Raw genomic sequence first — 20,451 nt, forward strand, 5'->3', positions numbered from 1 at the left:
GTCGGTGGAGGGCCCGGGTCACGGACCCAACGCGGGAACCTACCGCCAACTCCGCACGGCTACAGCGTGAGCGGCTCAGCCGGCCGCCGTGTCCTCGCTCACGGCCTCCGACGCCGTCGCGGCGGCCCGCCGGGCCTGTGTGGTCCGGACCGCGCTCGCGGCGAAGTAGGTGAGCAGCTCCGCGATCTCCACCGGGTCGTCCAGCTGCGGGCAGTGCCCCCAGTCCTCGCGGACCAGCAGCCTGCTGTGCGGGACGAGCGTGTGCAGCTGCCGCCCGGACGCGGCCGTGACGAGCTTGTCCTTGCCGCACGCGACGACCAGCAGCGGCACCTTCACCGAGTCGAGGCGGTAGGCGTCGGCGAGCTCGGCGACGAGCTGGCGGGCCTCCTCCAGACGGCTCTTGGTCGCGCGGTAGTCCGGGAACAGCGCCGTGAAGCGCTGCACCTGGGTCGCGTCCGCCGCGCCCGAGTCGGCGTACAGCAGCCGCGGGACGACCTGCTCGGCGACCTTGCGCACCAGGAAACCCGGCACCGGGACCGGCAGCGCCGAGTACAGCCGCAGCGGCAGCGGATAGCGCGCCACCGTGCGGATCAGCCACGAGTCGACGAACCCGGGCGCGGCGATCGACACGACCCCCGAGATCGGCAGCCGGCTGTTCTGCGCGGCGCGCAGGCTCATGGTGCCGCCGAGGGAGTTCCCCGCCAGCACGACCGAGCCGAGCACGGCCTGCTCGCGGACGACGGCGGTGGTGAACGCGTCGAGCTGCGGCAGCATCGGACCGGGCCGCAGCGGCTGCGCGTCCCCGAAACCGGGCAGATCGACCGCGACCGCCGGAATCCCGGCGGCCGCGAGCTGTTCGAGGGCGGGTCGCCACGTGTCGGCGCTGTCGCAGTAGCCGTGCAGCAGCACCAGCCGCGGTGCCGTGGGCCGCAGGTGCGGCCCGGCGGCCCGGCGGCGCAGCGAGCGGCGCGAAGCGGGTTGGTCCGGTTCCTGGACGGGGTCGCCGACCTCGAGAACGCGGGTGCGGACGCCGGCGTAGCGCCGGAAGGAGACCCGGATCGGGTCCGGGTCGCTGGGCCGGCCGTCCGGTCCAGCCGGAGTGGGCCGCTTCGTCGCGGTCATAGCTACAGATTAGCTTGCCAGCATTGGGTTTTGGTCGAGTTTCGGTGCTAACGACCAGATCTCGAAGTGAGTACGTCAAAGATTCACCAGGTAGCCGGCGGACGGCGACGAGCCGGGCGGATCACCGATCCGCCCAGCTCAGCGCCGGTCTAGCGGGTGAAGACGATCTTGCCGGCGGTGTCCCCTTCGAGCATCGCCCGGAACCCCTTGGGGGCCTCGGAGAACGGCAGTTCCGCGCCGATCTGGGGCCGCACCCCGGTCAGGTCGAGGTAGGCGAGCAGGTCCGCGAGCTCGTCGCGGGTACCCATGGTCGACCCGGAGACGCGCAGCTGGAGGAAGAAGACGCGCTGCAGCTCCGCGTTCGCGTCGGGGCCGCTGGTCGAGCCCGAGACCACGATGATGCCGCCCGGCTTGAGCGATTTGACCGAATGCGACCAGGTCGCCTTGCCGACGGTCTCGAACACGGCGTCGACGCGTTCGGGCAGCCGGGCACCCGACTCGAACGTCTGGTGCGCGCCGAGGCTCGCGGCGAGCGCGCGCTTCTCCTCGGTGCGGCCGGTCACCCAGACCCGGAACCCCGCCGCGCGGCCGAGCTGCACCAGCGCCGTCGAGACACCGCCGGAAGCGCCCTGCACGAGCATCGTCTGGCCCGGCCGCAGCCCGGACTTCACGAAGAGCATCCGGTAGGCGGTCAGCCAGGCCGTGCCCATGGTGGCGGCCTCGGCGAAGCTCAGCGCGGCCGGCTTCGGGACGACGTTGCGGGCCGGCACGACGACCTGGTCGGCGAAGGTGCCCTGGTGCTTCTCGGTCAGCAGCGTGCGCTTCGGGTCGAGGGTGTCGTCACCCTGCCAGCCCGGCGCGTTGACCACCGAGTGGATGACGACCTCGGAGCCGTCGTCGAGGGTGCCGGCGCCGTCGCAGCCGAGGATCATCGGGAACTGGTCCGGCTTGATCCCGACGCCGCGCAGCGTCCAGAGGTCGTGCATGTTGAGGCTGGCCGCCTTGACGTGCACGCGGACCCAGCCGTCCGGCACGTCGGGTTCGGGTCGCTCGCCGACGACGAGCGAGTCCAGCGGGCTGTCGGCGTTGGGTTCCTGCGCGTACACGGCGAACATGTCCTGCAACGTACCGCCCCTGGCACGCGGGGGCAGCAGAGCGCGCGTAGGCTCACACCGTGTTCAACGGGCTTGCCGACTGGTGGGACGGGGTCGAGCTGTGGCTCGCCCAGGCGTGGTTCCCGGTCCAGTTCGTGCTGGTCATGGTGGTCGTCGTGCCGCTGTGCCTGGCCGCCGCGTGGGTGCTCGACAAGCTCGTCGGGCTGTTCGCCCGGCGGCTGACCCCGGGGCGTGACGACGAGTCCTCCGACGGGTCGGCATAGGCTCGCGCACCATGTTCAACCGAAGGCGGATCACCGCCGCGCTGATCGGGCTCCTCGTGCTGGTGCTGGGGGGCTGGCTGGTCAAGGACGTCGTCAGCGACGGCTCGCCGTCGTCCCCCGCGCCGGGCACCTCGGCCAGTGCGCCCGCCAAGGGCGGCGCGGCCGTGCCGGGCGCCGACTCCGGGCTGCCGGTGGAGGCGCTTTCCGCGCTGCCGCCGCAGGCCGGGGACACGTGGAAGCTGATCGAAAAGGGCGGGCCGTACCCGTACCCGCGCAACGACGACGTCGTGTTCGAGAACCGCGAGAAACGCCTGCCCGCCAAGAAGTCCGGCTACTACCACGAGTACACGGTGAAGACGCCGGGCAGCGCCGACCGCGGCGCGCGGCGGCTGATCACCGGGCAGGCGCGCGAGCTGTACTACACCGGCGACCACTACGCGTCGTTCGTCGTCGTGGACCCGGCCCGATGAGCGCCGGGGAGCAGGCGAAGGCCGCCGCGGAACAGGCCTTCGCGAGGGGCGCGTACCCGCACCTGGTGAACTCGCGGCCCACCGTGGACAAGACCAGCACGCTGACCGCGTTCGCCGAGGCACTGTCCTTTCCGGACTACTTCGGCCACAACCTCGACGCGCTCTACGACTGCCTGACCGACCTGTCGTGGCTGCCGCCGGGGGAGCACGTCCTGATCTGGCCGGGCTCGGAGGCGCTGCGCAAGGCGGAGCCGAAGACGTACCTGGCGATCCGCAGCGTGCTTTCGGACGCCCAGCGCGCCCTGGGGCCCAATGCCGGTTCGTGGCGGCTCACGGTCGTGTTGCCGGACGCCTGAGCGGCGTCCCCGCGCGTTTGACCGTGCGGATCACCGGCGCGCTCTCCAGGGTCCGCACGCCGCGCAGGCCCGCGACGCGGTCGGTGAGGTACCGGTAGAGGTCGCGGCCGTCCCGGCAGTTCACCATCGCCGTCAGGTTCGTCGTCCCCGTCGTGGCGACGGCGAACGACGTCTCCGGGTGGCTCGCCAGCGCCTCGCCCACCTCGGCCAGGTTCGCGGGGGACACGGTCAGCCACAGCCGGGTCTCGGAGCGGAAGCCGAGCCGGGCCGGGGAGACGTCGAGGTGGTAGGTCAGCGTGCCGTGCCGCCGCAGCACCTCCATCCGGCGCCGCACGGCGGAGTCGGACCAGCCGGTGACCCTCGCCAGCGCGGTGTAGGACGCGCGCCCGTCGTGGGCGAGCGCGTCGAGGAGCGGCTGGTCGTCCGGCTCCGGCGGGAGGCCGGCGCCCTCGGGCTTCGGCGGGCGCAGCCGCTCGGCCTGCTCGGGTGACAGGCAGTGCAGCCCGCGCCAGCCGTCCGGGAGCGCGAACGTGTGCAGCAGTTCGTGGGCCGAGACGGCGGTGACGCGGCTCGCCCGCGGCAGCTTGTGCAGCAGGAGGTTGTCGCGCCCGGTCGTGTCGGGGGCGTGGACGGTGCAGGAGATCTCGGTGCCGCCGGAGAGCAGGTGCACCCACGACACGTCGGGCCGGTCGGCCAGCGCGTCCGCGACGGCCGCTCCGGCGTCCGGAGCCGTGCGCAGGCGCAGGGTCCACGTCGGATAGCCGGCTTCGCCGCCGCTGACCGCGCCCGTGACGCGGAGGACGCCGGCGGTCCGCAGCCGCTGGTACCGCCGTGCCGCGGTGTTTTCCGAGACGCCCAGCACCTGGCCGATCGTGCGCATCGGGGCACGGCCGTCGAGCTGCAGGGCGTGGACCAGACCTCGGTCGACGTCGTCGAGCGTGACGGTTTCCATGCGTTGAGCGTAGGCGATGACGGTATCCGGCGGATTTGTCGACTTGCCTGGAGGTGATCGACGCGGTGACCGCACCCTTCGAGGCCTGCGAAGGGAGATTCGATGCGCAAGTGGTGGCCGTTGATCGCGGTCTGTGCGGGCTCGTTCCTGTTCCTGCTCGACACCACCGTCGTGACGGTGGCGCTGCCCCGGATCGGCGCCGGCCTGACGGCGTCGGTCGGGCAGCTGCAGTGGGTGCCCGACAGCTACACGCTCGTCCTGGCGGTGCTGATGCTCGCGGCGGGCTCGCTGGCCGACCGGTGGGGGCTGCGGCGGGTGTTCCTCGGCGGGCTGGCCGTGTTCGGCCTGGCGTCGCTGGCCTGCGGCCTGGCGCCGGACATCGGAACGCTGATCGCCGCGCGCGGGGTGCAGGCCATCGGCGGTGCGGCGCTCGCGGTGACCGGGTTCGCGATACTGGCCGCCTCCTACGAAGGGCGCGAGCGGGGGACCGCGATCAGCGTCTTCTTCGCCGTCAACGGCCTCGGCGCGGCGGCGGGTCCGCTCGTCGGCGGCGTGCTGACCGAGTACTTCGGGTGGGCGGCCATCTTCTTCGTCAACGTCCCCCTCGCGCTGCTGACCGCGGTGTTCACCCTGCGCGCGCTGCGGCCCGACACCCCGGCTTGGCGCGGCCGGTTCGACCTCGCGGGCACCGCGTGGTTCGCGCTCGCCGCGGCGAGCCTGGTGCACGGGCTCACCCTCGGCGGCGAGGGCCACTGGCCGTCGCCGGTCACCGTGGGGGCGCTGGCCGTCTCGGTGGTGGCGTTCGCCGGGTTCGTCGTGACCGAGCGCCGCCGCGAGCACCCGCTGCTGGACCTGCGGCTGTTCCGCGACGGCGGGTTCGCGACCCTGGTGGCGTGCGCGGCGGCGTCGACGCTCACGTTCGCCGCGCTGGTCTACGTGTCGCTGTGGCTGCAGACGGATCGGGCACTGGGACCGGTCGCGGCAGGGCTCGCCCTGGCGCCCTTGGCCGTGGCGTCGTTCCTGACGTCGACCTTCGCCGGGAAGGTGCTGCACCGCTTGCCGCCGCGGGTGCTGCTGGGCGCGGGCGTGCTGCTCGGGGCGTTCGGCTGCGTGCTCCAGCTGGTTCTCGGCGTGCCGGCCGGTCTCGCCGTGACCGGGATCGGCGTGGGGATCGCGGGGCCGGCGACGGGGTCGGCGATCGCGGCCGCGGCCCCGCCCGGCCGCGCCGGGATGGCCGCGGGGATCCTGACGACGACCCGGCAGTTCGGGCAGACGCTCGGCGTCGCGGTGCTCGGGATCGCTTACCAGGCCGGGGGTTTGACACCGGTGTACGTAGTCGCCGCGGTGTGCGGCGGGGTGACGGGCCTGCTCGCGCTGGTTCCGCGCGAGCGGGCCCGCGTCACCAAGCCGGTCTGACGCTCAAACGCCCCAGTGCGGCCTTCGGTGGGTGAGACGCACGGAAGGCCACACTGGCTGCCTTGGACGCGCTGAACACGCCATACTTTCATCAGACGCGGAGTCTGCCTTCGGCTCAGTTGATACCGGTCAGTAATTCGACCATTTTGACGGCGCGTTCTACTTGTGAACCAAACCGATCAGGCGTCGTTAGAGCCAGCTCTCTATAGAGGTCGAGGGCCTCCTCGGCTGATGACAGGGAATCGTCTCTCCGGCCTGCTACAGCCAAGTAGATCGCGAGGTTGTTCACTGAGCCGGCAAGGTCGGGCAGGTGCGCTTCGCGGTTGTCTGCGGCCAATTCGCGGCGCAGGCCGACAGCTTCTTCCGCGGCCGCGAGCGCCTCGGTGAGCCGGGCTGCCTCACCCAACCGGACCGCGAGGTTGTTCAGTGAGTCGGCAAGGTCGGGCAGGTGCGCTTCGCGGTTGTCTGCGGCCAATTCGCGGCGCAGGCCGACAGCTTCTTCTGCGGCCGCGAGCGCCTCAGTTGGCCGGTCCGCGTCGCTGAACCGGATCGCGAGGTTGTTCAGTGAGCCGGCGAAGTCGGGCAGATGGGCGTCGCGATTGTCTCGGGCGAGTTCCCGGTAGAGGTCGGTGGCCTCCTTGGCCAGCGGCAGTGCTTGATCCCGTCGCTCCGCCTCACTCAACCGGATCGCGAGGTAGTTCACTGAGGCGGCGAGGTCGGGGAGGTGGGTGTTGCGGCTTTCTTCAACCAATTCGCGGCGCAAGCTGACTGCTTCTTCTGCGGCCGCCAGCGCCTCATCCTCTCGCTCCGCATCACTCAACCGCCTCGCGAGATTGCTCACCGACAGGGCGAGGTCGGGCAGGTGAGCGTCGCGATTGTCTCGGGTCAGTTGCCGGAAGAGGTCGGTGGCCTCTTTGGCCAGCGGCAGTGCTTGATCCTGCCGCTCCGCCTCACTCAACCGGATCGCGAGGTTGTTCAGGGACATAGCGAGGCTGGGCAGGTGGGCGTCCCGGTTGTCCGCGGCCAATTCGCGGCGCAAGCTGACTGCTTCTTCTGCGGCCGCGAGGGCGTCGGCCGGCCGGCCTGCCGCGGCCCACTGGATCGCGAGGTTGTTCAGTGAGGTGGCGAGGTCGGGCAGGTGGGCGTCCCGGTTGTCCGCGGCCAATTCGCGGCGCAAGCTGACTGCTTCTTCTGCGGCCGCGAGGGCGTCGGCCGGCCGGCCTGCCGCGGCCAAGTGGACCGCGAGGTTGTTCAGTGAGGTGGCGAGGTCGGGCAGGTGGGCTTCTCGGTTGTCCGCGGCCAATTCGCGGCGCAGCCTGACGGCTTCCTCGGTGGTTGCGAGGGCGTCGGCTGGCCGGCTTGCCGCGGCCAAGTGGACCGCGAGGTTGTTCAGTGAGGTGGCGAGGTCGGGCAGGTGGGCTTCTCGGTTGTCCGCGACCAATTCGCGGCGCAGCCTGATGGCTTCCTCGGCAGCTGCGAGGGCGCCGGCTCGTCGGCCGACCTCCGACAAACGGATCGCGAGATTGTTCATGGTCTTTGCGAGGTCGGGCAGGTAGGCGTCGCGGTTGTTCCGAGTCAGCTCTCTGTACAAGTTGGTGGCTTCTTCGGCCGACGCCAGCGCCTCAGCGGGGCGGCCGGCTCCTGCCAACCGGTTCGACAGGTTGCTGATCGACATAGCGAGGTCGGGCAGGTAGGCGTCGCGGTTGTTCCGGGTCAGCTCTCTGTACAAGTTGGTGGCTTCTTCGGCCAACGCCAGCGCCTGGACGCGCTTTCCAGCCAACGCCAACGTGTTTGCCAGGTTGCTTGCCGACCCGGCGAGGTCGGGTAAGTGGGCGTCGCGGTTGTGCGCGACCAATTCGCGGCGCAGCTTCACTGCTTCGTCCGCGGCCGCAAGGGAATCGATCCACCGACCAGCTCCTGCCAAGTAGACCGCGAGGTTTCCCACAGAGGCAGCTAGGTCGGGTAGGTAGGTGTCGCGGTTGTGTGCAGCCAATTCGCGTCGTAGCGTCACTGCCTCGTCCGCGGCTGCGAGGGCTTCGGGTCCGCGTCCCGCTGCAGCCAGATCCGCAGCGAGGTTGTTCACCGACATGGCAAGGTCGGGCAAATAGGTATTGCGGTCGTTCCGGGCCAGCTCCCGGTAGAGGTCGGCGGCTTCTTCAGCCAACTGCAGTGCCTCAGCTCGCCGCCCCGCCTCACTCAACCGGACCGCGAGATTATTCACAGAACCGGCGAGGTCGGCCAGGTGGGCGTCGCGGTCGGATTCGGCGGCGGCGCGCCGTAGTCGGGTGAGGACCGTAGCGACAGCAAGACTTGTTTGACCCAGTAGCAGGCTAAAGCGCGGCAACGTCGCGGCCAGGACCTCGAGTTGCCGAGCATCGGCGGCACGCACGAACAGGTCGAGCGCTGCCAGCAGTGGGTGCGCCTGAGCGAGTCGGGGTGCGACCACGACTGCGGCTCGGGCACCGGCCACTCCGGACTTCCGTACGACCTCTGCTATGACTGCCACCAGGTGTGGATGCTGAGGATGGGCGCGGCCAAGCACAGTGAGCGCCTGTTCCAGCTGTCCGGCCGATGTGGCGGTTTGTGTCCCGGCCGCCAAGATCGCGTAGCCGTCATGCTGGCTCAGGGTGGTGCCGAGCAAATATTCGCCCAGCGGATCGGGTTGGAGGCCGGACCAGTAGCGTTGACCGTCGTGGTACAACGTGGCGAGCCAGTCGGCGATGTTGGCGGTCTGGTCAGCGCTCGCCGGATTCGCCGTGGCGGCCACCACCTGGCGGGCCTCGTCGGGTGTCCTGGCTCCCCACAGGGTGGCGGCAGCCACCAAGGAACGTCGGACGGCCGGAGTGAGAGCGATGCCGAACCGGTCGGCGACTCGCGACCAGTAACGAGCCTCGTGTTCCAGAAGCACTGCCTGCGCGTCCCGCCGATCCGATGCTGGCGCAGGTGTGGGGTCGCCAGCGTGAAGCAGTGCCGCGAGGGCGTGCATCTGGACAGCGAGAATGGTCCGGAAACGCTCGTCGTCGTCCAGCTCCGGCGCGACCACCCTGCTGGTCAGTTCCAACCAGGGGACGTGTTGATACCCGTCGAGGGTAGCCAGTTTGCGCGCGAGCGCAACGAGAGCCTCGCGCCATGCTCGGCGCCGTCCGTGGCGGTCGTGCTCGACAGCGCTCAATGGCATGACGATCCGCTGGTCGGCGAGGACGGACAGGTGCGCGGCCGGTGTGACCCGCTCGGTCCGCCATGCACCTGCCGTGCGGGCCAGCAGCAACAGCCGCACCTTGGCTTCGGCTCGGTTCAGCGCGTCCAGCAGCGGGTCGAGTTGAGCCGTGCGGCCTTCGGCGTAGTCGACCACCACCAGCGTCGGCACGGCGACATGCGCAAGTACCTTGAGATCGTCGGCACCAGCTTGTTCGCTGAGCATCACGGTGGCCCAATCGCGGCTGGCAAGCCATGTGGAGAGATGGCGGGCTAGGCGAGTCTTGCCTTGACCGCCGACGCCGGTCACCAGTCGGATACCAGACCATGCAGCGGCTTCGCACCAGTCCTGTAACAGGGCTAGCTCGGGGCGAGGTCGAAAGGGGGCGGTCGCGGCGTCGGCGCGCAACAGTTCCGCCGGCGATTCCGGAGTGCTGACTGTTTCGGCCAGAACCGCCAACTCCACCGGCTCGGCCATCGGCCTGCGGGTCGTATGTTCCGCGACGATTTCGGAGAACTGCGAATCCGCGGTGACCGCGCTGGTCGGCGTGGCGACCAGACGACGGCTGTCGAAGCCGCTCGGATCCTGCGCGACAACACCGACGATCAGCTCGGTCCGGCCTGGGCAGCGCACTGCCGCGCCAGACATCCCGGCCCACTCGGAGCCATCCACTCCTGCTGGTGACGGAGGGTTTGTCACTTCCATCGCGTACATACCCGACTTGACCAACGCGCCGGGATTGAGTACGCCGACCGCGTGATGGCTGTCTCGAGTCCGTGGGGTCGCTACCACCTTCGGGAAACCGATCGCTTCGCACATCTGGCCGGGGCGATCGGTAACGAGCCGCCCCCACCGCACCGGATGGCGCCACACTGGCTCCACCCACGTCGGGTCGGTGATTACCAGCAGGGCAACGTCAAGCGAGTCGTGCCAGCGATGCCAGACGACGCGGGCCGAGACCAGCTCCCTCGACTCTGCACGAACCAGTACGTTCGCCAGCGCCGCACGGTTCGGGCACACGACGTGCGCTGCTGTCAGCACCAACCTTGCGGCGATGAGAAACCCGGACCCACATGTCCATCGCTTCCGGTCAGGAGGGTGTTCTGGCCAGTCGCCGTATATCTCGACCTCTCGTCGCACTGTTCGCCGCCCGATCTTTATTTCGGCGGCGGCGCGTCTGCGTCATCAGCCACGATGAATGGTCCCCCCTGCAGGGTGTGTGGAACCAGCTCCACCGTGACCTTGTGTGACGCGCCGCTTGTGCGCTCACCCTTCAGATCAGCGGCGACAACCCAGAACTTGACACCGCCGGAGCCTCCCGCGATCTTCTTCAGCTCACCCGCGAGCTCGATCGACACCTTTCCCACGGCGAATGTCAACGACTGACCCGCAGCTGTTCGGCGACCGACTGCCTGCGCTGCAACCAACTGCTCACGCAGGACTCCGATCGCATCCGCCAACTCCACCCACTGCTCGTCCATGGATGCCCTCCCGCAAGATGCTCTCCGGGGAAGTCGTCGTCTGATGCGCTCTGTTACACCACGCTTCTGAAGTGCGCTGTACGCGGTCCGCATGGTGACCGCGTTCGAGCGTGCCATGACGCAAGTCACCCATCTGACACGAAAGCGTCGAGACAAACGATCTCCTACGCTGGCCAGTGGCGTCGGAGCGACCAACGCCGCCTCGGGCGTGGACGCACCGAATGTGCCCGTGGTATGAGTAGCGCCTTCAGGTACCTCGGAGTTTCTCCGAATTCCTGAAGGCGCCACGTCGCCGAAGTACGGCCCGCGTCACGGTCTAGTCCTGCGGGACCCAGTTCGGCTTGCGCTTCTGGGCGAAGGCCAGAATGCCCTCCTGGCCTTCCTCGCTCGCGAAGAACTTCGCCGAGAGGCCGAGCATCTCCTCGAAGCCTTCCGACGGCGTCGCCGGGCGGGGGCGGCTCAGCAGCGCCTTCGTCTCGGCCAGCGCCTTCGGGCCGCCCTGGGCCAGCGCCTTGACGAACCGCGTGACCTCGGCGTCGAGCTCCTCGGCCGGGACGGCCGAGTTCAGCAGGCCGATCTCGACGGCGCGGCGCGCGTCGAACGTGTCGCCGGTCAGGAACAGCTCGTGCGCCGCGCGGGGGTTCAGCCTCGGCAGCACGGTCAGCGAGATGACCGCCGGCACCACGCCGATGCGGACCTCGGAGAAGGCGAACGTCGCTTCCGGGACGGCCACGGCGATGTCGCACGCGGCGACCATGCCGATGCCGCCGGCCCGCGCGGGGCCGGCCAGCCGCGCGACAACCGGTTTCGGGCTGGTCCACAGCTGGTCGAGGATCTTCGGGAACTCGTTGACGCCCTGGTCGCCCGCGCCGGCGCCGCGGGCTTCCTTGAGGTCCATCCCCGCGCAGAACACCGGCCCGGTGTGGGTCAGCACGACCACGCGCACGGCGTCGTCGGCGGCCGCGGCGGCCAGCGCGTCCGACAGCTCGCGGCGCAGCTGCGCCGACAGCGCGTTGCGGTTGTGCGGGGAGTCCAGGGTGATCGTGGCGGTGCCGCCCACCACGTCGTAGTGCACCAGTTCGTCAGCCATGACCGACACCTTCGCACATTCCCCGCGCGCCACCGGTGTTACGCGGGCCACCCCCACGGGCGCGGACCCGTCCGTGGGGGTGACCTCCTCGCGGTTCAGCCGATGGTGGTCGTGGTGAAGACCGGGCTGGGATTGGGGAAGCAGGACGTCGGGGCGGTGATGTCGCCGATGAAGGTGCTCGCCACCGCCTTGAACGTCAGGCCCGGGTCGCTGTAGCCGGTGCCGGACAGCCTGGTCTCGATGGTGCCCGACTGGCCGGCGGTCAGGTGGGCGGTGACGGTGGGCAGTTCGAAGGTCGCGCCGCCCGCGATCGGGCCGGGGAAGCTCAGGGTGGCGACGCCGTTCGCGACGGAGATCGTCGGCGGGGTCGGGCCGAGACCCGAGCCGCCGGCGAGGTCGGCGCCGACGTAGGAGGAGTTGGCCGGGATCGGGAACTTCAGCGCGAAGGTGTTGATGTTCTTGACCTTGTTCCCGCTGACCTCGCTCGGCACGGTGTTCGGCGCCGGGTCGATGACCACGTCGAAGGCGGCGCCGGGCGCCACCGTCGGCGGCGCGGTGACGTCGGTGTCCTGGTTCAGCGACACCTGCTGGGGCCCGACGATCGGAGCGTCGGCCTGGCAGTCGAAGGTGACGCTGGTGGCCGCGTGGGCCGGACTGGCGAGGGCGATCGGGAGGGCCGCGACCGTGGCGAGGGCGCCGAGCCGGTAAAGGTGAAGTGCTTTCATCTGTGTCCACCTACCTGCGGTTTTTGGAGGGGAGGAACGAAAGCCGCGCAGCGCTTAGAGAGTTACCGGCAAGTTAACTAGCGCGTCAAGGATTGACCGTTCCCATGCGCGCACGGTGACAGCAAATGTGAATGAAACTCACCTTTTGGTGGTCGCGATGGTGCTGATCAGGTGGTTCAGCGCACGGAGCGTGGCCTAGGCGTACTGGCGCAGCAGGTCGGTGACCGCGGTGGCGTACCGCGCCACGACGACGTCCGCGACCCGCGGGTCGTCCGCCAACGGCTCCGCGATGAACGCTCCCGGGTCGGCTTCCCGGGCCAGCCGCGCGATCCGGTCCGGCAGCAGCCCCGGCGCCAGGAACCACGAAGCCACCACGAGGTGCCGCACCCCGCGGGCGCGCAGCCGCCCGGCGGCCGCCGGGATGTCCGGCTGGGCCGCCGAGGCGAACGTCTCCGTCACCGGGAGCCCGAGCTTCTCTTCCCAGCGCGCGGCCAGCGAAGCGACCACCGCGTTCGCCGAAGCGTTGGACGAGCCGACCGCGCTGAGCAGCACGCCCGTGCCGCGGCGGCGGGACGCCGACGTCAGCCGGTCCAGGGCGACCGCTTCCAGGGCCGGGTCGGCGCCCAGCACGTCCGACGTCCGGATGACGAAGCCCGGGCACGACGACGTGACTTCCTCGATCAGCGCGGGCAGGTCGACCCGCGCGTGGAACGCGCTGCCCAGCAGCAGCGGCACCACGACCGCCGTGCGGTGGCCGGCCGCGTACAACGACCGGAGCACGTCCGTGACGAGCGGTGCGGACAGGTCCAGAAAGGACTCGTACACCGATAGCCCCGGTGCCTGCGCGCGCACGACGTCGACGAGCGCCCGCACGGTCGCCGCCGAGCGGGGGTCGCGGCTGCCGTGCGCGACGGCGACCAGGGGAGGCGTCACGAGAAGCGCTCACCCACCAGGCCCGCGGCGAGGGTGTCGCCGTCCTTCGGGTCGATCACCAGGAACGCGCCGGTGCGCGGGCTGACGCCGTAGTCGTCGACGCCCAGTTCCTCGGCCAGCCGCAGCGTGACCAGCCCGATGTCGTTGAGCTCCAGCGACGACGGCGAGTCCACACTGGACAGCGCCTGCTCGTCGAACCGCGCGTGCAGGTCGCCGACCAGCGCCTGGACCGTGCGGGCGCCGTGCTTGACGAGCACCCGCGCGCCCGGCTTGAGCGGCTTCGACGACAGCCAGCACAGCGTGCCGGTGATCTCGTCGGTGATCCGCGGCGGCGCGTCCGCGGCGGCGATGAGGTCGCCGCGGGAGATGTCGATGTCGTCGGTGAGCAGCAGCGTCACCGACGTCCCGGCGCCGGCTTCGGCCAGGGGACCGTCGGCGGTGTCGATGCGTTCGACGCGGCTGCGGATGCCCTGCGGCAGCACGACGATCTCGTCGCCCGGCCGCACGGTGCCCGCGGCGATCTGGCCCGCGTAGCCGCGGTAGTCCGGGTACTCCGGCGTGCGCGGGCGGATCACGTACTGCACCGGGAACCGCAGGGCGGAGTCGTGCGGGTCGGGCGCGACCGGCACGTCTTCCAGGTGCTCCAGCAGGCTGGGCCCGGTGTACCACGGCGTCCGCCCGGAGCGCGTCGCGACGTTGTCGCCCTCGAGCGCGGAAACCGGGATCGCGAGGACCGAGCCGCGCGCGTAGCCGAGCGACTCCGCGTGCTGGGCGAACTCTTCGGCGATCACGGTGAACGTCGCCTCGTCGTAGCCGACCAGGTCGATCTTGTTCACCGCCAGCACCAGCTGCGGCACGCCGAGCAGGGCCAGCACGGCCGCGTGCCGCCGGGTCTGCTCGATCACGCCCTTGCGCGCGTCGACCAGCAGCACGGCCAGCTGCGCGGTGGACGCGCCGGTCACCGTGTTGCGCGTGTACTGCACGTGTCCCGGGGTGTCGGCGAGCACGAACGACCGCTTCGGCGTGGCGAAGTAGCGGTAGGCGACGTCGATGGTGATGCCCTGCTCGCGTTCCGAGCGCAGGCCGTCGACGAGCAGCGACAGGTCCGGGGTGGACAGTCCCTTGTCGACGGACGCGCGCGTGACGGCGTCCAGCTGGTCGGCGAGCACCGACTTGGTGTCGTACAGCAGCCGCCCGACCAGGGTGGACTTGCCGTCGTCGACGCTCCCGGCCGTGGCCAGGCGCAACAGCGAGCTCATCAGAAGTACCCCTCACGCTTGCGGTCTTCCATGGCCGCCTCGGACATCCGGTCGTCGGCGCGGGTGGCGCCGCGCTCGGTGAGCCGCGAAGCCGACACCTCGGCGATGACCTCTTCGACGGTGGCCGCGGTGGATTCGATGGCGCCGGTGCACGAGCCGTCGCCGACGGTCCGGTAGCGCACCGTCCGCTCGCGGACCTCTTCACCCGGCTTGGGACCGCCCCACGGGCCCTCGGTCAGCAGCATCCCGTCGCGCAGGTACACCTCGCGCTGGTGCGCGTAGTAGATCGACGGCAGCTCGACCTTCTCGCGGGCGATGTAGTTCCAGACGTCGGCCTCGGTCCAGTTGGACAGCGGGAAGACGCGGACCTGCTCGCCCGGGCGGTGCCTGCCGTTGTACAGGTTCCACAGCTCGGGCCGCTGGCGCCGCGGCTCCCACTGGCCGAAGGAGTTGCGGAGGCTGAAGATCCGCTCCTTCGCCCGGGCGCGCTCCTCGTCGCGGCGGCCGCCGCCGAAGACGGCGTCGAACTTGTTCTCCGCGATCGTGTCCAGCAGCGGCGTGGTCTGCAGCGGGTTGCGCATGCCGTCGGCGCGCTCTTCCAGGCGGCCGTCGTCGATCCAGTCCTGGACCTTCGCGACGACCAGCCGCAGCCCGTGCTGCTCGACGACGCGGTCGCGGAACTCGATGACCTCGTCGAAGTTGTGCCCGGTGTCCACGTGCAGCAGCGGGAAGGGCACCGGCGCCGGCCAGAACGCCTTGATCGCCAGGTGCAGCAGCAGCGTCGAGTCCTTGCCGCCGGAGAAGAGGATCACCGGCCGGTCGAACTCGCCCGCCACTTCGCGGAAGATGTGGATGGCCTCGGATTCCAAAGCCGCCAAGTTGTCCTGTGCCGCGTCGGTCGCGGGCTCCAAGGTCGTCATGCGTCCCTTCCTCAGCCGTGCAGTCCGCACTCGGTCTTGCTCTGCCCGGCCCACCGGCCGCTGCGCGGGTCCTGGCCCGGCGCGACCTTCGCCGTGCAGGGCGCGCAGCCGATCGAGAGGTAGCCGATCGAGACCAGCGGGTTCTCCAGCACGCCGTGCTCGGCGATGTAGCCGTTGAACTCGTCGTCGGTCCAGGCCGCGATCGGGTTGACCTTCACCAGGCCGTTGCGGTCGTCCCAGGTGACGATGGGGGTGTTCGCGCGGGTCGGCGCGTCGACGCGGCGGACGCCGGTGACCCAGGCCGAGTAGTTGGCCAGGGTCTTGCGCAGCGGCACCACCTTGCGCAGGTTGCAGCACAGCGTCGGGTCGCGGTCGTGCAGCTTGGCGCCGTATTCGGCGTCCTGTTCGGCGACGCTCTGCTCGGCCTGGGCGTTCACGATGCGGACGCCCGGGTAGACGGCCTGCACCGCGTCACGCGTGCCGATCGTCTCCGGGAAGTGGTAACCGGTCTCGAGGAACAGAACGTCCACATCGGACTTCACCTGGGTGGCGAGGTCGATGAGCACGGCGTCCTGCATGTTGGACGCGACGATGAAGTCGTCGCCGAACGTCTCGACGGTCCAGCGCAGCGCTTCTTCCGCGGTGGCGTCGGCGAGCTCCTTCGACGCGCGCTCGGCGAGGGTCTTGTAGTCGGCTGTGGCGGTCATCGGGAAACCTCCGGGAGGGACAGGCCGAGGAACTTGACCGAGAAAACCCGGCGACAGGCGGAACAAAGCCAGCCGCCGTTCTCTTCCGGCCGCAGATCCTCGTCGCCGCAATAAGGGCAGTAGTACGGCGTGGCGCGCTCGGTCACTGGAGGGCACTTTCCTCGGCGCGGGCGGCCCACTGCGGGAACCGTTCGCCGGGTTCGCGGCCGGCCACGTAGTTGCGCACGACGCGCTCGACGTACCCGGTCAGCTCGTCCGAAGTCACCTTGTGCCCGCGCAGTTTCCGGCCGAACCCGGCGTCGAGGCCGAGCCCGCCGCCCAGGTGCACCTGGAAGCCTTCGACCTGGTTGCCGTCGGCGTCGGTGACGATCTGGCCCTTGAGGCCGATGTCCGCGGTCTGGATCCGCGCGCAGGAGTTGGGGCAGCCGTTGAGGTGCACGCTCACCGGCGTGTCGAGGTCCGCCTGGATGTCCGCGAGGGACTTCTCCAGGTCCGCGACGAGCTGCTGCGCGCGGGCCTTCGTCTCGACGATGGCGAGCTTGCAGAACTCCAGGCCGGTGCAGGCCATCACGCCGCGCCGCCACGGCGACGGCTTCGACTCCAGCCCCAGCTCGGCCAGCTCGGCCGACAGCGTGGCGACCTGCGCCTCGGGCACGTCGAGCACGACGAGCTTCTGCTGCGGGGTCAGCCGCACCCGGTTCGACCCGGCCCGCTCGGCGGCCTTGGCGACGGCGACGAGCGTGCCGCCGGACGAGCGGCCGGCGACCGGCGCCGCGCCGACGTAGAACTTGCCGTCGACCTGCGGGTGCACGCCGACGTGGTCGATCGGGACGGCGGGGTCCACCGGCGGCGGGCCGTCGATCAGCTCGCGCTTGAGGTACTCGTCCTGCAGCACCTGCCGGAACTTCTCCGCACCCCAGTCCTTGACCAGGAACTTGATCCGGGCCCGGGAGCGCAGCCGCCGGTAGCCGTAGTCGCGGAAGATCGAGATGACGCCTTCCCAGACGTCCGGGACCTCGTCGAGCGGCACCCAGGCGCCGAGGCGCTGCCCGAGCATCGGGTTGGTGGACAGGCCGCCGCCGACCCAGACGTCGAAGCCGGGCCCGTGCTCCGGGTGGTTCACGCCGACGAACGCGACGTCGTGGATTTCGTGCGCGACGTCGGCCTGGCCGGAGATCGCGGTCTTGAACTTGCGCGGCAGGTTGGCGAACTCCGGCTTGCCGATGTAGCGGCGCTTGATCTCGTCCAGCGCCGGGGTGCCGTCGATCACCTCGTCCGCCGAGATGCCGGCGACCGGTGAGCCGAGCATGACGCGCGGGCTGTCGCCGCACGCTTCCATCGTGGTCATGCCGGCGTTCTCGAGCTTGGCCCAGATCGCCGGGACGTCCTCGATCCGGATCCAGTGGTACTGGATGTTCTGCCGGTCGGTGATGTCGGCGGTGTCGCGCGCGTACGCCTGCGAAATCTCCCCGAGCACGGTGAGCTGCTCGGTGGTCAGCGCGCCGCCGTCGAGCCGCACCCGCAGCATGAAGTAGCGGTCGTCGAGCTCTTCCGGCTCCAGCGTCGCGGTGCGGCCGCCGTCGATCCCCGGCTTGCGCTGGGTGTAGAGGCCGAACCAGCGGAACCGGCCGCGCAGGTCGCCGGGGTCGATCGCGTCGAACCCGCGGTGGGCGTAGATGTTTTCGATCCGCGCCCGCACGTTGAGCGGGTGATCGTCCTTCTTCGACCGCTCGTTCGGGTTCAGCGGCTCCCGGTAACCAAGCGCCCACTGCCCTTCACCGCGCTTCTGCTTGGCGCGCGCGGGGCGGGCGGGGGTCTGGCGCGTGGGCGTGGCCATGGGGGCGTCCTCCGAGAGGCTTTTCGTGGCAGCGGAGGACCACCGGCTCGCGGGTGTGTCCTCCGGCGCCGGCTGTCCAGAATTCGTGGCAGGTGGTGGGGCGGGGAGTCAGCGAACGGGTACGCAGAGGGCGCTGGCGACCCGCAGCAGGTCGACGTGGCGGCGGGCCACGAGGGAAACACCGGCATGAGTCACGGCGTCAGCGTGCCACGCGTCCACAATGTGGTCCAGGCCTGCCCGAATGGTGGGAGGAGGGTCACTCGCCTGGGAGAATGCGGTCGACCAGCAGGCCCACGACCTGCGCGTCCGGGTACCCGGCGAAGGCTTCCGGCAATGTCAACCGCTCGACGGTGAGGCCCGTGAGGGCCGAGTAGAGCAGCAGGACTTCGACCCGTCCGCCGGGCAGGCCGGCGGCTTCGTGGAAGCCCACGCTGATCTCGAAGCTCTCCCGCACGGTCGCGGTCGGCGCCGCCGCCGGCTCCCGGCGCCGGTTCGCCTCCAGCCGGAGCTCGAGCAGGGCGAGGCAGGAGCAGCGGCGCGTGGTCAGCCGGGTCATCAGGTCGCCGGGCAGCGCGGCGACCCGGCCGGTCGACGGCTCTTCCGCCCGCGGGTCGGCCATGACCTCCTCCGGTGCGGACAGCCGGACGTGCACGCGTTCCCCGGCCTCCGCCAGCAGCTGGTCGCGGCTGCGGAAGTAGTTCGACGTCGTCCCGGGCGGGACCCGCCCTCGGTGTCCACCGCGCGGGAGGTGAGCCCGCGTGCGCCGTCCCGGGCGAGCACTTCGATGGCCGCGTCGCCCAGCGCCGTCCGCCGTTCGGTGTTCTGCCGCGGTGAATTGCTCCTTGCCCGATTTAGACCACTATGGTTAGAGTACTACGCATACAGTGGTTTGAATGAGAGGTGTGGGGGATGCAGGTCAAGGGATTCGGGGCGGGGTACCTGGTCGACGACGTCGCCGCGACCACCCGCTTCTACGCTGACGTCATCGGGCTGCCGGTGACCGTCGAGCTGGAGTGGTTCGCCAGCGTCAACGCCGGTGCGCCGGGCTACGAGATCAGCTTCGTGCGGCGCGGGCACGAGTCGGTCCCGCCGGCGTACCGCGCGCAGGATACGGCCGGGCTGATGTTCGGGCTGGTCGTCGAGGACGCCAGGGCCGAGGCGAAGCGGCTGGAAGATGCGGGTGTCGAGCTCGTGACGCCGGTCGTCGACGAGGTCTACGGGCAGCGGCACTTCTACGTGGCGGACCCGAACGGCGTGCTGCTCGACGTCATCGAGATGATCCCGCCCGACCCGGACTGGGCGGCGGCGAACCTCCCGGTGTCGTGACGGGGTGTTGACCCGATCGGCCCCTGAGGGCGACCGAGCGTCACGGGGTGGACAATTCGAGCGTGCCCGTGCTGCGTCCCGACCCCGCCACCCCGATCGATCCGGCGTTGCCGGAGAGCGCGCTGAAGGGGCTCGGCAGCAGAGCGTTCGGCGTCTACGTCCACGTCCCGTTCTGCGCCACGCGCTGCGGCTACTGCGACTTCAACACCTACACGGCGGGTGAGCTCGACTCGGACTCGTCGCCGCAGTCCTGGCTCGAAGGGCTGCGGCGCGAACTGGAGCTGGCCGCGCGCGTGCTGGTCGTGCCGCCCGCCGCCGACACCGTGTTCGTCGGCGGCGGCACGCCGTCGCTGCTCGGCGCGGACGGGCTCCGCTCGGTCCTCGACGCCGTCCGCGACGTCTTCGGGCTCGCGCCCGGCGCCGAGGTGACGACGGAGTCGAACCCGGAATCGACGTCGCCGGAGTTCTTCGCCGGGATCCGGGACGCCGGCTACACCCGCGTTTCGCTGGGCATGCAGTCGGCCGCGCGGCACGTGCTGAAGATCCTCGACCGCGTGCACACCCCGGGCCGGCCGGGCCAGGCCGCGGCCGAGGCGCGCGCGGCCGGGTTCGACCACGTCAACCTCGACGTGATCTACGGCACGCCGGGGGAGCGCGCCGACAACCTGCGCGCGACGCTCGACGCCGTCCTCGCGGCCGGGGTCGACCACGTGTCGGCGTACGCGCTGATCGTCGAGGAGGGCACGGCCCTGGCTCGCCGCGTGCGCCGCGGCGAGCTGCCCGCGCCGGACGACGACGTGCTGGCCGCGGACTACGAGATGATCGACGCCACCCTGTCGGCGGCCGGGCTGCGCTGGTACGAGGTGTCGAACTGGGCGGCGTCCGAAGAGGCCCGCTGCCGCCACAACCTCGGCTACTGGCGCGGGGACGACTGGTGGGGCGCCGGTCCGGGCGCGCACAGCCACGTCGGCGGGGTGCGCTGGTGGAACGTCAAGCACCCGGCGCGCTACGCCGCGCTGCTCGCCGCCGGCGACTCGCCCGCGGGCGGGCGCGAAGTGCTCACCGACGACAACCAGCACCTCGAACGGATCATGCTCGAACTGCGCGTCGCCGAAGGGCTCCCGCTCGACGTGCTCGACGAACCCGGGCTCGCCGAAGCCCGCGCGGCCGCGGCCGAAGGCCTGCTCGATCCGTCCGCTTTGGACTCCCGGGGCCGCGCGGTGCTCACCGACCGCGGGCGGCTGCTCGCCGACGGCGTGGTCCGCCGGCTCGCCGGCTAGGGA

General features: G+C 70.6%; 20 protein-coding genes and 1 pseudogene. 6 read left to right on the forward strand and 15 right to left on the reverse strand.

From position 1 onward, the window contains the following. Window positions 1-75: 75 nt before the first annotated feature. Both ACH54P_RS43095 and ACH54P_RS43100 read right to left on the reverse strand, forming a co-directional pair. The gene (locus ACH54P_RS43095) at window positions 76-1,122 is read right to left on the reverse strand and encodes an alpha/beta fold hydrolase (RefSeq protein WP_489909063.1); all 1,047 of its coding nucleotides are present in this window, start codon (window positions 1,120-1,122) and stop codon (window positions 76-78) included. A 149-nt stretch (window positions 1,123-1,271) separates the two neighbouring features. After that, a complete protein-coding gene (locus ACH54P_RS43100) occupies window positions 1,272-2,237 on the reverse strand; it encodes a quinone oxidoreductase family protein (RefSeq protein ID WP_489909064.1) in 966 nt (321 codons plus the stop codon). Between the two features lie 59 nt (window positions 2,238-2,296). Here ACH54P_RS43100 and ACH54P_RS43105 point away from each other — a divergent pair, with 59 nt between their 5' ends. From ACH54P_RS43105 to ACH54P_RS43115, 3 genes are read left to right on the forward strand one after another with little or no spacing between them, the layout of a single operon-like run. Then, window positions 2,297-2,500 carry a hypothetical protein gene (locus ACH54P_RS43105; protein ID WP_489909065.1) on the forward strand — a complete coding sequence of 68 codons (204 nt, stop codon included), beginning with the start codon at window positions 2,297-2,299 and terminating at the stop codon, window positions 2,498-2,500. A gap of 11 nt (window positions 2,501-2,511) precedes the next feature. Beyond that, complete coding sequence (locus ACH54P_RS43110; protein WP_489909066.1) at window positions 2,512-2,970, forward strand: guanyl-specific ribonuclease; 459 nt, start codon at window positions 2,512-2,514, stop codon at window positions 2,968-2,970. After that, window positions 2,967-3,326 (forward strand): barstar family protein, encoded by a 360-nt coding sequence (locus ACH54P_RS43115; protein WP_489909067.1) that lies wholly within the window; start codon window positions 2,967-2,969, stop codon window positions 3,324-3,326. The genes ACH54P_RS43110 and ACH54P_RS43115 overlap by 4 nt, the downstream gene beginning before the upstream one ends. On the opposite strand, the gene ACH54P_RS43120 is transcribed toward ACH54P_RS43115, so the two are convergent. Continuing rightward, window positions 3,301-4,278, reverse strand: coding sequence for an Lrp/AsnC family transcriptional regulator (locus ACH54P_RS43120; protein WP_489909068.1), 978 nt, complete (start codon window positions 4,276-4,278; stop codon window positions 3,301-3,303). The genes ACH54P_RS43115 and ACH54P_RS43120 overlap by 26 nt on opposite strands. A 102-nt stretch (window positions 4,279-4,380) precedes the next feature. Between ACH54P_RS43120 and ACH54P_RS43125 the strand changes: the two genes are divergently transcribed. Beyond that, window positions 4,381-5,694, forward strand: coding sequence for an MFS transporter (locus ACH54P_RS43125; protein WP_489909069.1), 1,314 nt, complete (start codon window positions 4,381-4,383; stop codon window positions 5,692-5,694). Between the two features lie 115 nt (window positions 5,695-5,809). Here ACH54P_RS43125 and ACH54P_RS43130 read toward each other — a convergent pair whose 3' ends face one another. From ACH54P_RS43130 to ACH54P_RS43185, 12 genes and pseudogenes are all read right to left on the reverse strand, one after another. Further along, window positions 5,810-10,030 (reverse strand): tetratricopeptide repeat protein, encoded by a 4,221-nt coding sequence (locus ACH54P_RS43130; RefSeq protein ID WP_489909070.1) that lies wholly within the window; start codon window positions 10,028-10,030, stop codon window positions 5,810-5,812. A 17-nt stretch (window positions 10,031-10,047) separates the two neighbouring features. Further along, on the reverse strand, window positions 10,048-10,371 hold the full coding sequence (locus ACH54P_RS43135; RefSeq protein ID WP_489909071.1) for a trypco2 family protein: 324 nt from the start codon (window positions 10,369-10,371) through the stop codon (window positions 10,048-10,050). Window positions 10,372-10,687: 316 nt separating this feature from the next. Then, the gene (locus tag ACH54P_RS43140) at window positions 10,688-11,461 is read right to left on the reverse strand and encodes an enoyl-CoA hydratase family protein (RefSeq protein WP_489909072.1); all 774 of its coding nucleotides are present in this window, start codon (window positions 11,459-11,461) and stop codon (window positions 10,688-10,690) included. Window positions 11,462-11,556: 95 nt separating this feature from the next. Beyond that, a complete protein-coding gene (locus ACH54P_RS43145; protein ID WP_489909073.1) occupies window positions 11,557-12,186 on the reverse strand; it encodes a cyclase in 630 nt (209 codons plus the stop codon). A 195-nt stretch (window positions 12,187-12,381) separates the two neighbouring features. After that, complete coding sequence (locus ACH54P_RS43150) at window positions 12,382-13,119, reverse strand: sirohydrochlorin chelatase (protein ID WP_489909074.1); 738 nt, start codon at window positions 13,117-13,119, stop codon at window positions 12,382-12,384. Continuing rightward, a complete protein-coding gene (locus ACH54P_RS43155; protein ID WP_489909075.1) occupies window positions 13,116-14,378 on the reverse strand; it encodes a sulfate adenylyltransferase subunit 1 in 1,263 nt (420 codons plus the stop codon). Before ACH54P_RS43155 ends, ACH54P_RS43150 begins: the two co-directional genes overlap by 4 nt. Then, a complete protein-coding gene (cysD, locus tag ACH54P_RS43160; RefSeq protein ID WP_489909076.1) occupies window positions 14,378-15,298 on the reverse strand; it encodes a sulfate adenylyltransferase subunit CysD in 921 nt (306 codons plus the stop codon). Before cysD ends, ACH54P_RS43155 begins: the two co-directional genes overlap by 1 nt. Before the next feature lie 11 nt (window positions 15,299-15,309). Further along, a complete protein-coding gene (locus ACH54P_RS43165; protein WP_489909077.1) occupies window positions 15,310-16,005 on the reverse strand; it encodes a phosphoadenylyl-sulfate reductase in 696 nt (231 codons plus the stop codon). Next, complete coding sequence (locus ACH54P_RS43170; protein ID WP_400876472.1) at window positions 16,002-16,151, reverse strand: eL43 family ribosomal protein; 150 nt, start codon at window positions 16,149-16,151, stop codon at window positions 16,002-16,004. The genes ACH54P_RS43165 and ACH54P_RS43170 overlap by 4 nt, the downstream gene beginning before the upstream one ends. Next, entirely contained in the window at window positions 16,148-17,842 is a 1,695-nt protein-coding gene (locus tag ACH54P_RS43175) for a nitrite/sulfite reductase (RefSeq protein WP_489909078.1), read from the reverse strand. Before ACH54P_RS43175 ends, ACH54P_RS43170 begins: the two co-directional genes overlap by 4 nt. 108 nt (window positions 17,843-17,950) lie before the next feature. Beyond that, window positions 17,951-18,061, reverse strand: coding sequence for a putative leader peptide (locus ACH54P_RS43180; protein WP_489909079.1), 111 nt, complete (start codon window positions 18,059-18,061; stop codon window positions 17,951-17,953). Between the two features lie 37 nt (window positions 18,062-18,098). Next, window positions 18,099-18,643, reverse strand: a pseudogene (locus tag ACH54P_RS43185) (TetR/AcrR family transcriptional regulator). Between the two features lie 108 nt (window positions 18,644-18,751). On the opposite strand from ACH54P_RS43185, the gene ACH54P_RS43190 reads away from it, so the two are divergent. Both ACH54P_RS43190 and hemW read left to right on the forward strand, forming a co-directional pair. After that, window positions 18,752-19,168 (forward strand): VOC family protein, encoded by a 417-nt coding sequence (locus ACH54P_RS43190; RefSeq protein WP_489909080.1) that lies wholly within the window; start codon window positions 18,752-18,754, stop codon window positions 19,166-19,168. Window positions 19,169-19,215: 47 nt separating this feature from the next. Continuing rightward, window positions 19,216-20,448: a radical SAM family heme chaperone HemW gene (gene hemW, locus ACH54P_RS43195; RefSeq protein WP_489909081.1), complete on the forward strand. Its 1,233-nt coding sequence runs from the start codon at window positions 19,216-19,218 to the stop codon at window positions 20,446-20,448. The last annotated feature ends 3 nt before the right edge of the window (window positions 20,449-20,451 follow it).

Source organism: Amycolatopsis sp. N2S4-7 (genome assembly GCF_058119595.1).

Bases quoted from the DNA above. Each gene is read 5' to 3' on its own strand.
- ACH54P_RS43095 (WP_489909063.1), bottom strand. From the start codon at position 1,122: ATGACCGCGACGAAGCGGCCCACTCCGGCTGGACCGGACGGCCGGCCC.
- ACH54P_RS43100 (WP_489909064.1), bottom strand. From the start codon at position 2,237: ATGTTCGCCGTGTACGCGCAGGAACCCAACGCCGACAGCCCGCTGGAC.
- ACH54P_RS43110 (WP_489909066.1), top strand. From the start codon at position 2,512: ATGTTCAACCGAAGGCGGATCACCGCCGCGCTGATCGGGCTCCTCGTG.
- ACH54P_RS43115 (WP_489909067.1), top strand. From the start codon at position 2,967: ATGAGCGCCGGGGAGCAGGCGAAGGCCGCCGCGGAACAGGCCTTCGCG.
- ACH54P_RS43120 (WP_489909068.1), bottom strand. From the start codon at position 4,278: ATGGAAACCGTCACGCTCGACGACGTCGACCGAGGTCTGGTCCACGCC.
- ACH54P_RS43125 (WP_489909069.1), top strand. From the start codon at position 4,381: ATGCGCAAGTGGTGGCCGTTGATCGCGGTCTGTGCGGGCTCGTTCCTG.
- ACH54P_RS43135 (WP_489909071.1), bottom strand. From the start codon at position 10,371: ATGGACGAGCAGTGGGTGGAGTTGGCGGATGCGATCGGAGTCCTGCGT.
- ACH54P_RS43140 (WP_489909072.1), bottom strand. From the start codon at position 11,461: ATGGCTGACGAACTGGTGCACTACGACGTGGTGGGCGGCACCGCCACG.
- ACH54P_RS43145 (WP_489909073.1), bottom strand. From the start codon at position 12,186: ATGAAAGCACTTCACCTTTACCGGCTCGGCGCCCTCGCCACGGTCGCG.
- ACH54P_RS43155 (WP_489909075.1), bottom strand. From the start codon at position 14,378: ATGAGCTCGCTGTTGCGCCTGGCCACGGCCGGGAGCGTCGACGACGGC.
- cysD (WP_489909076.1), bottom strand. From the start codon at position 15,298: ATGACGACCTTGGAGCCCGCGACCGACGCGGCACAGGACAACTTGGCG.
- ACH54P_RS43165 (WP_489909077.1), bottom strand. From the start codon at position 16,005: ATGACCGCCACAGCCGACTACAAGACCCTCGCCGAGCGCGCGTCGAAG.
- ACH54P_RS43175 (WP_489909078.1), bottom strand. From the start codon at position 17,842: ATGGCCACGCCCACGCGCCAGACCCCCGCCCGCCCCGCGCGCGCCAAG.
- ACH54P_RS43190 (WP_489909080.1), top strand. From the start codon at position 18,752: ATGCAGGTCAAGGGATTCGGGGCGGGGTACCTGGTCGACGACGTCGCC.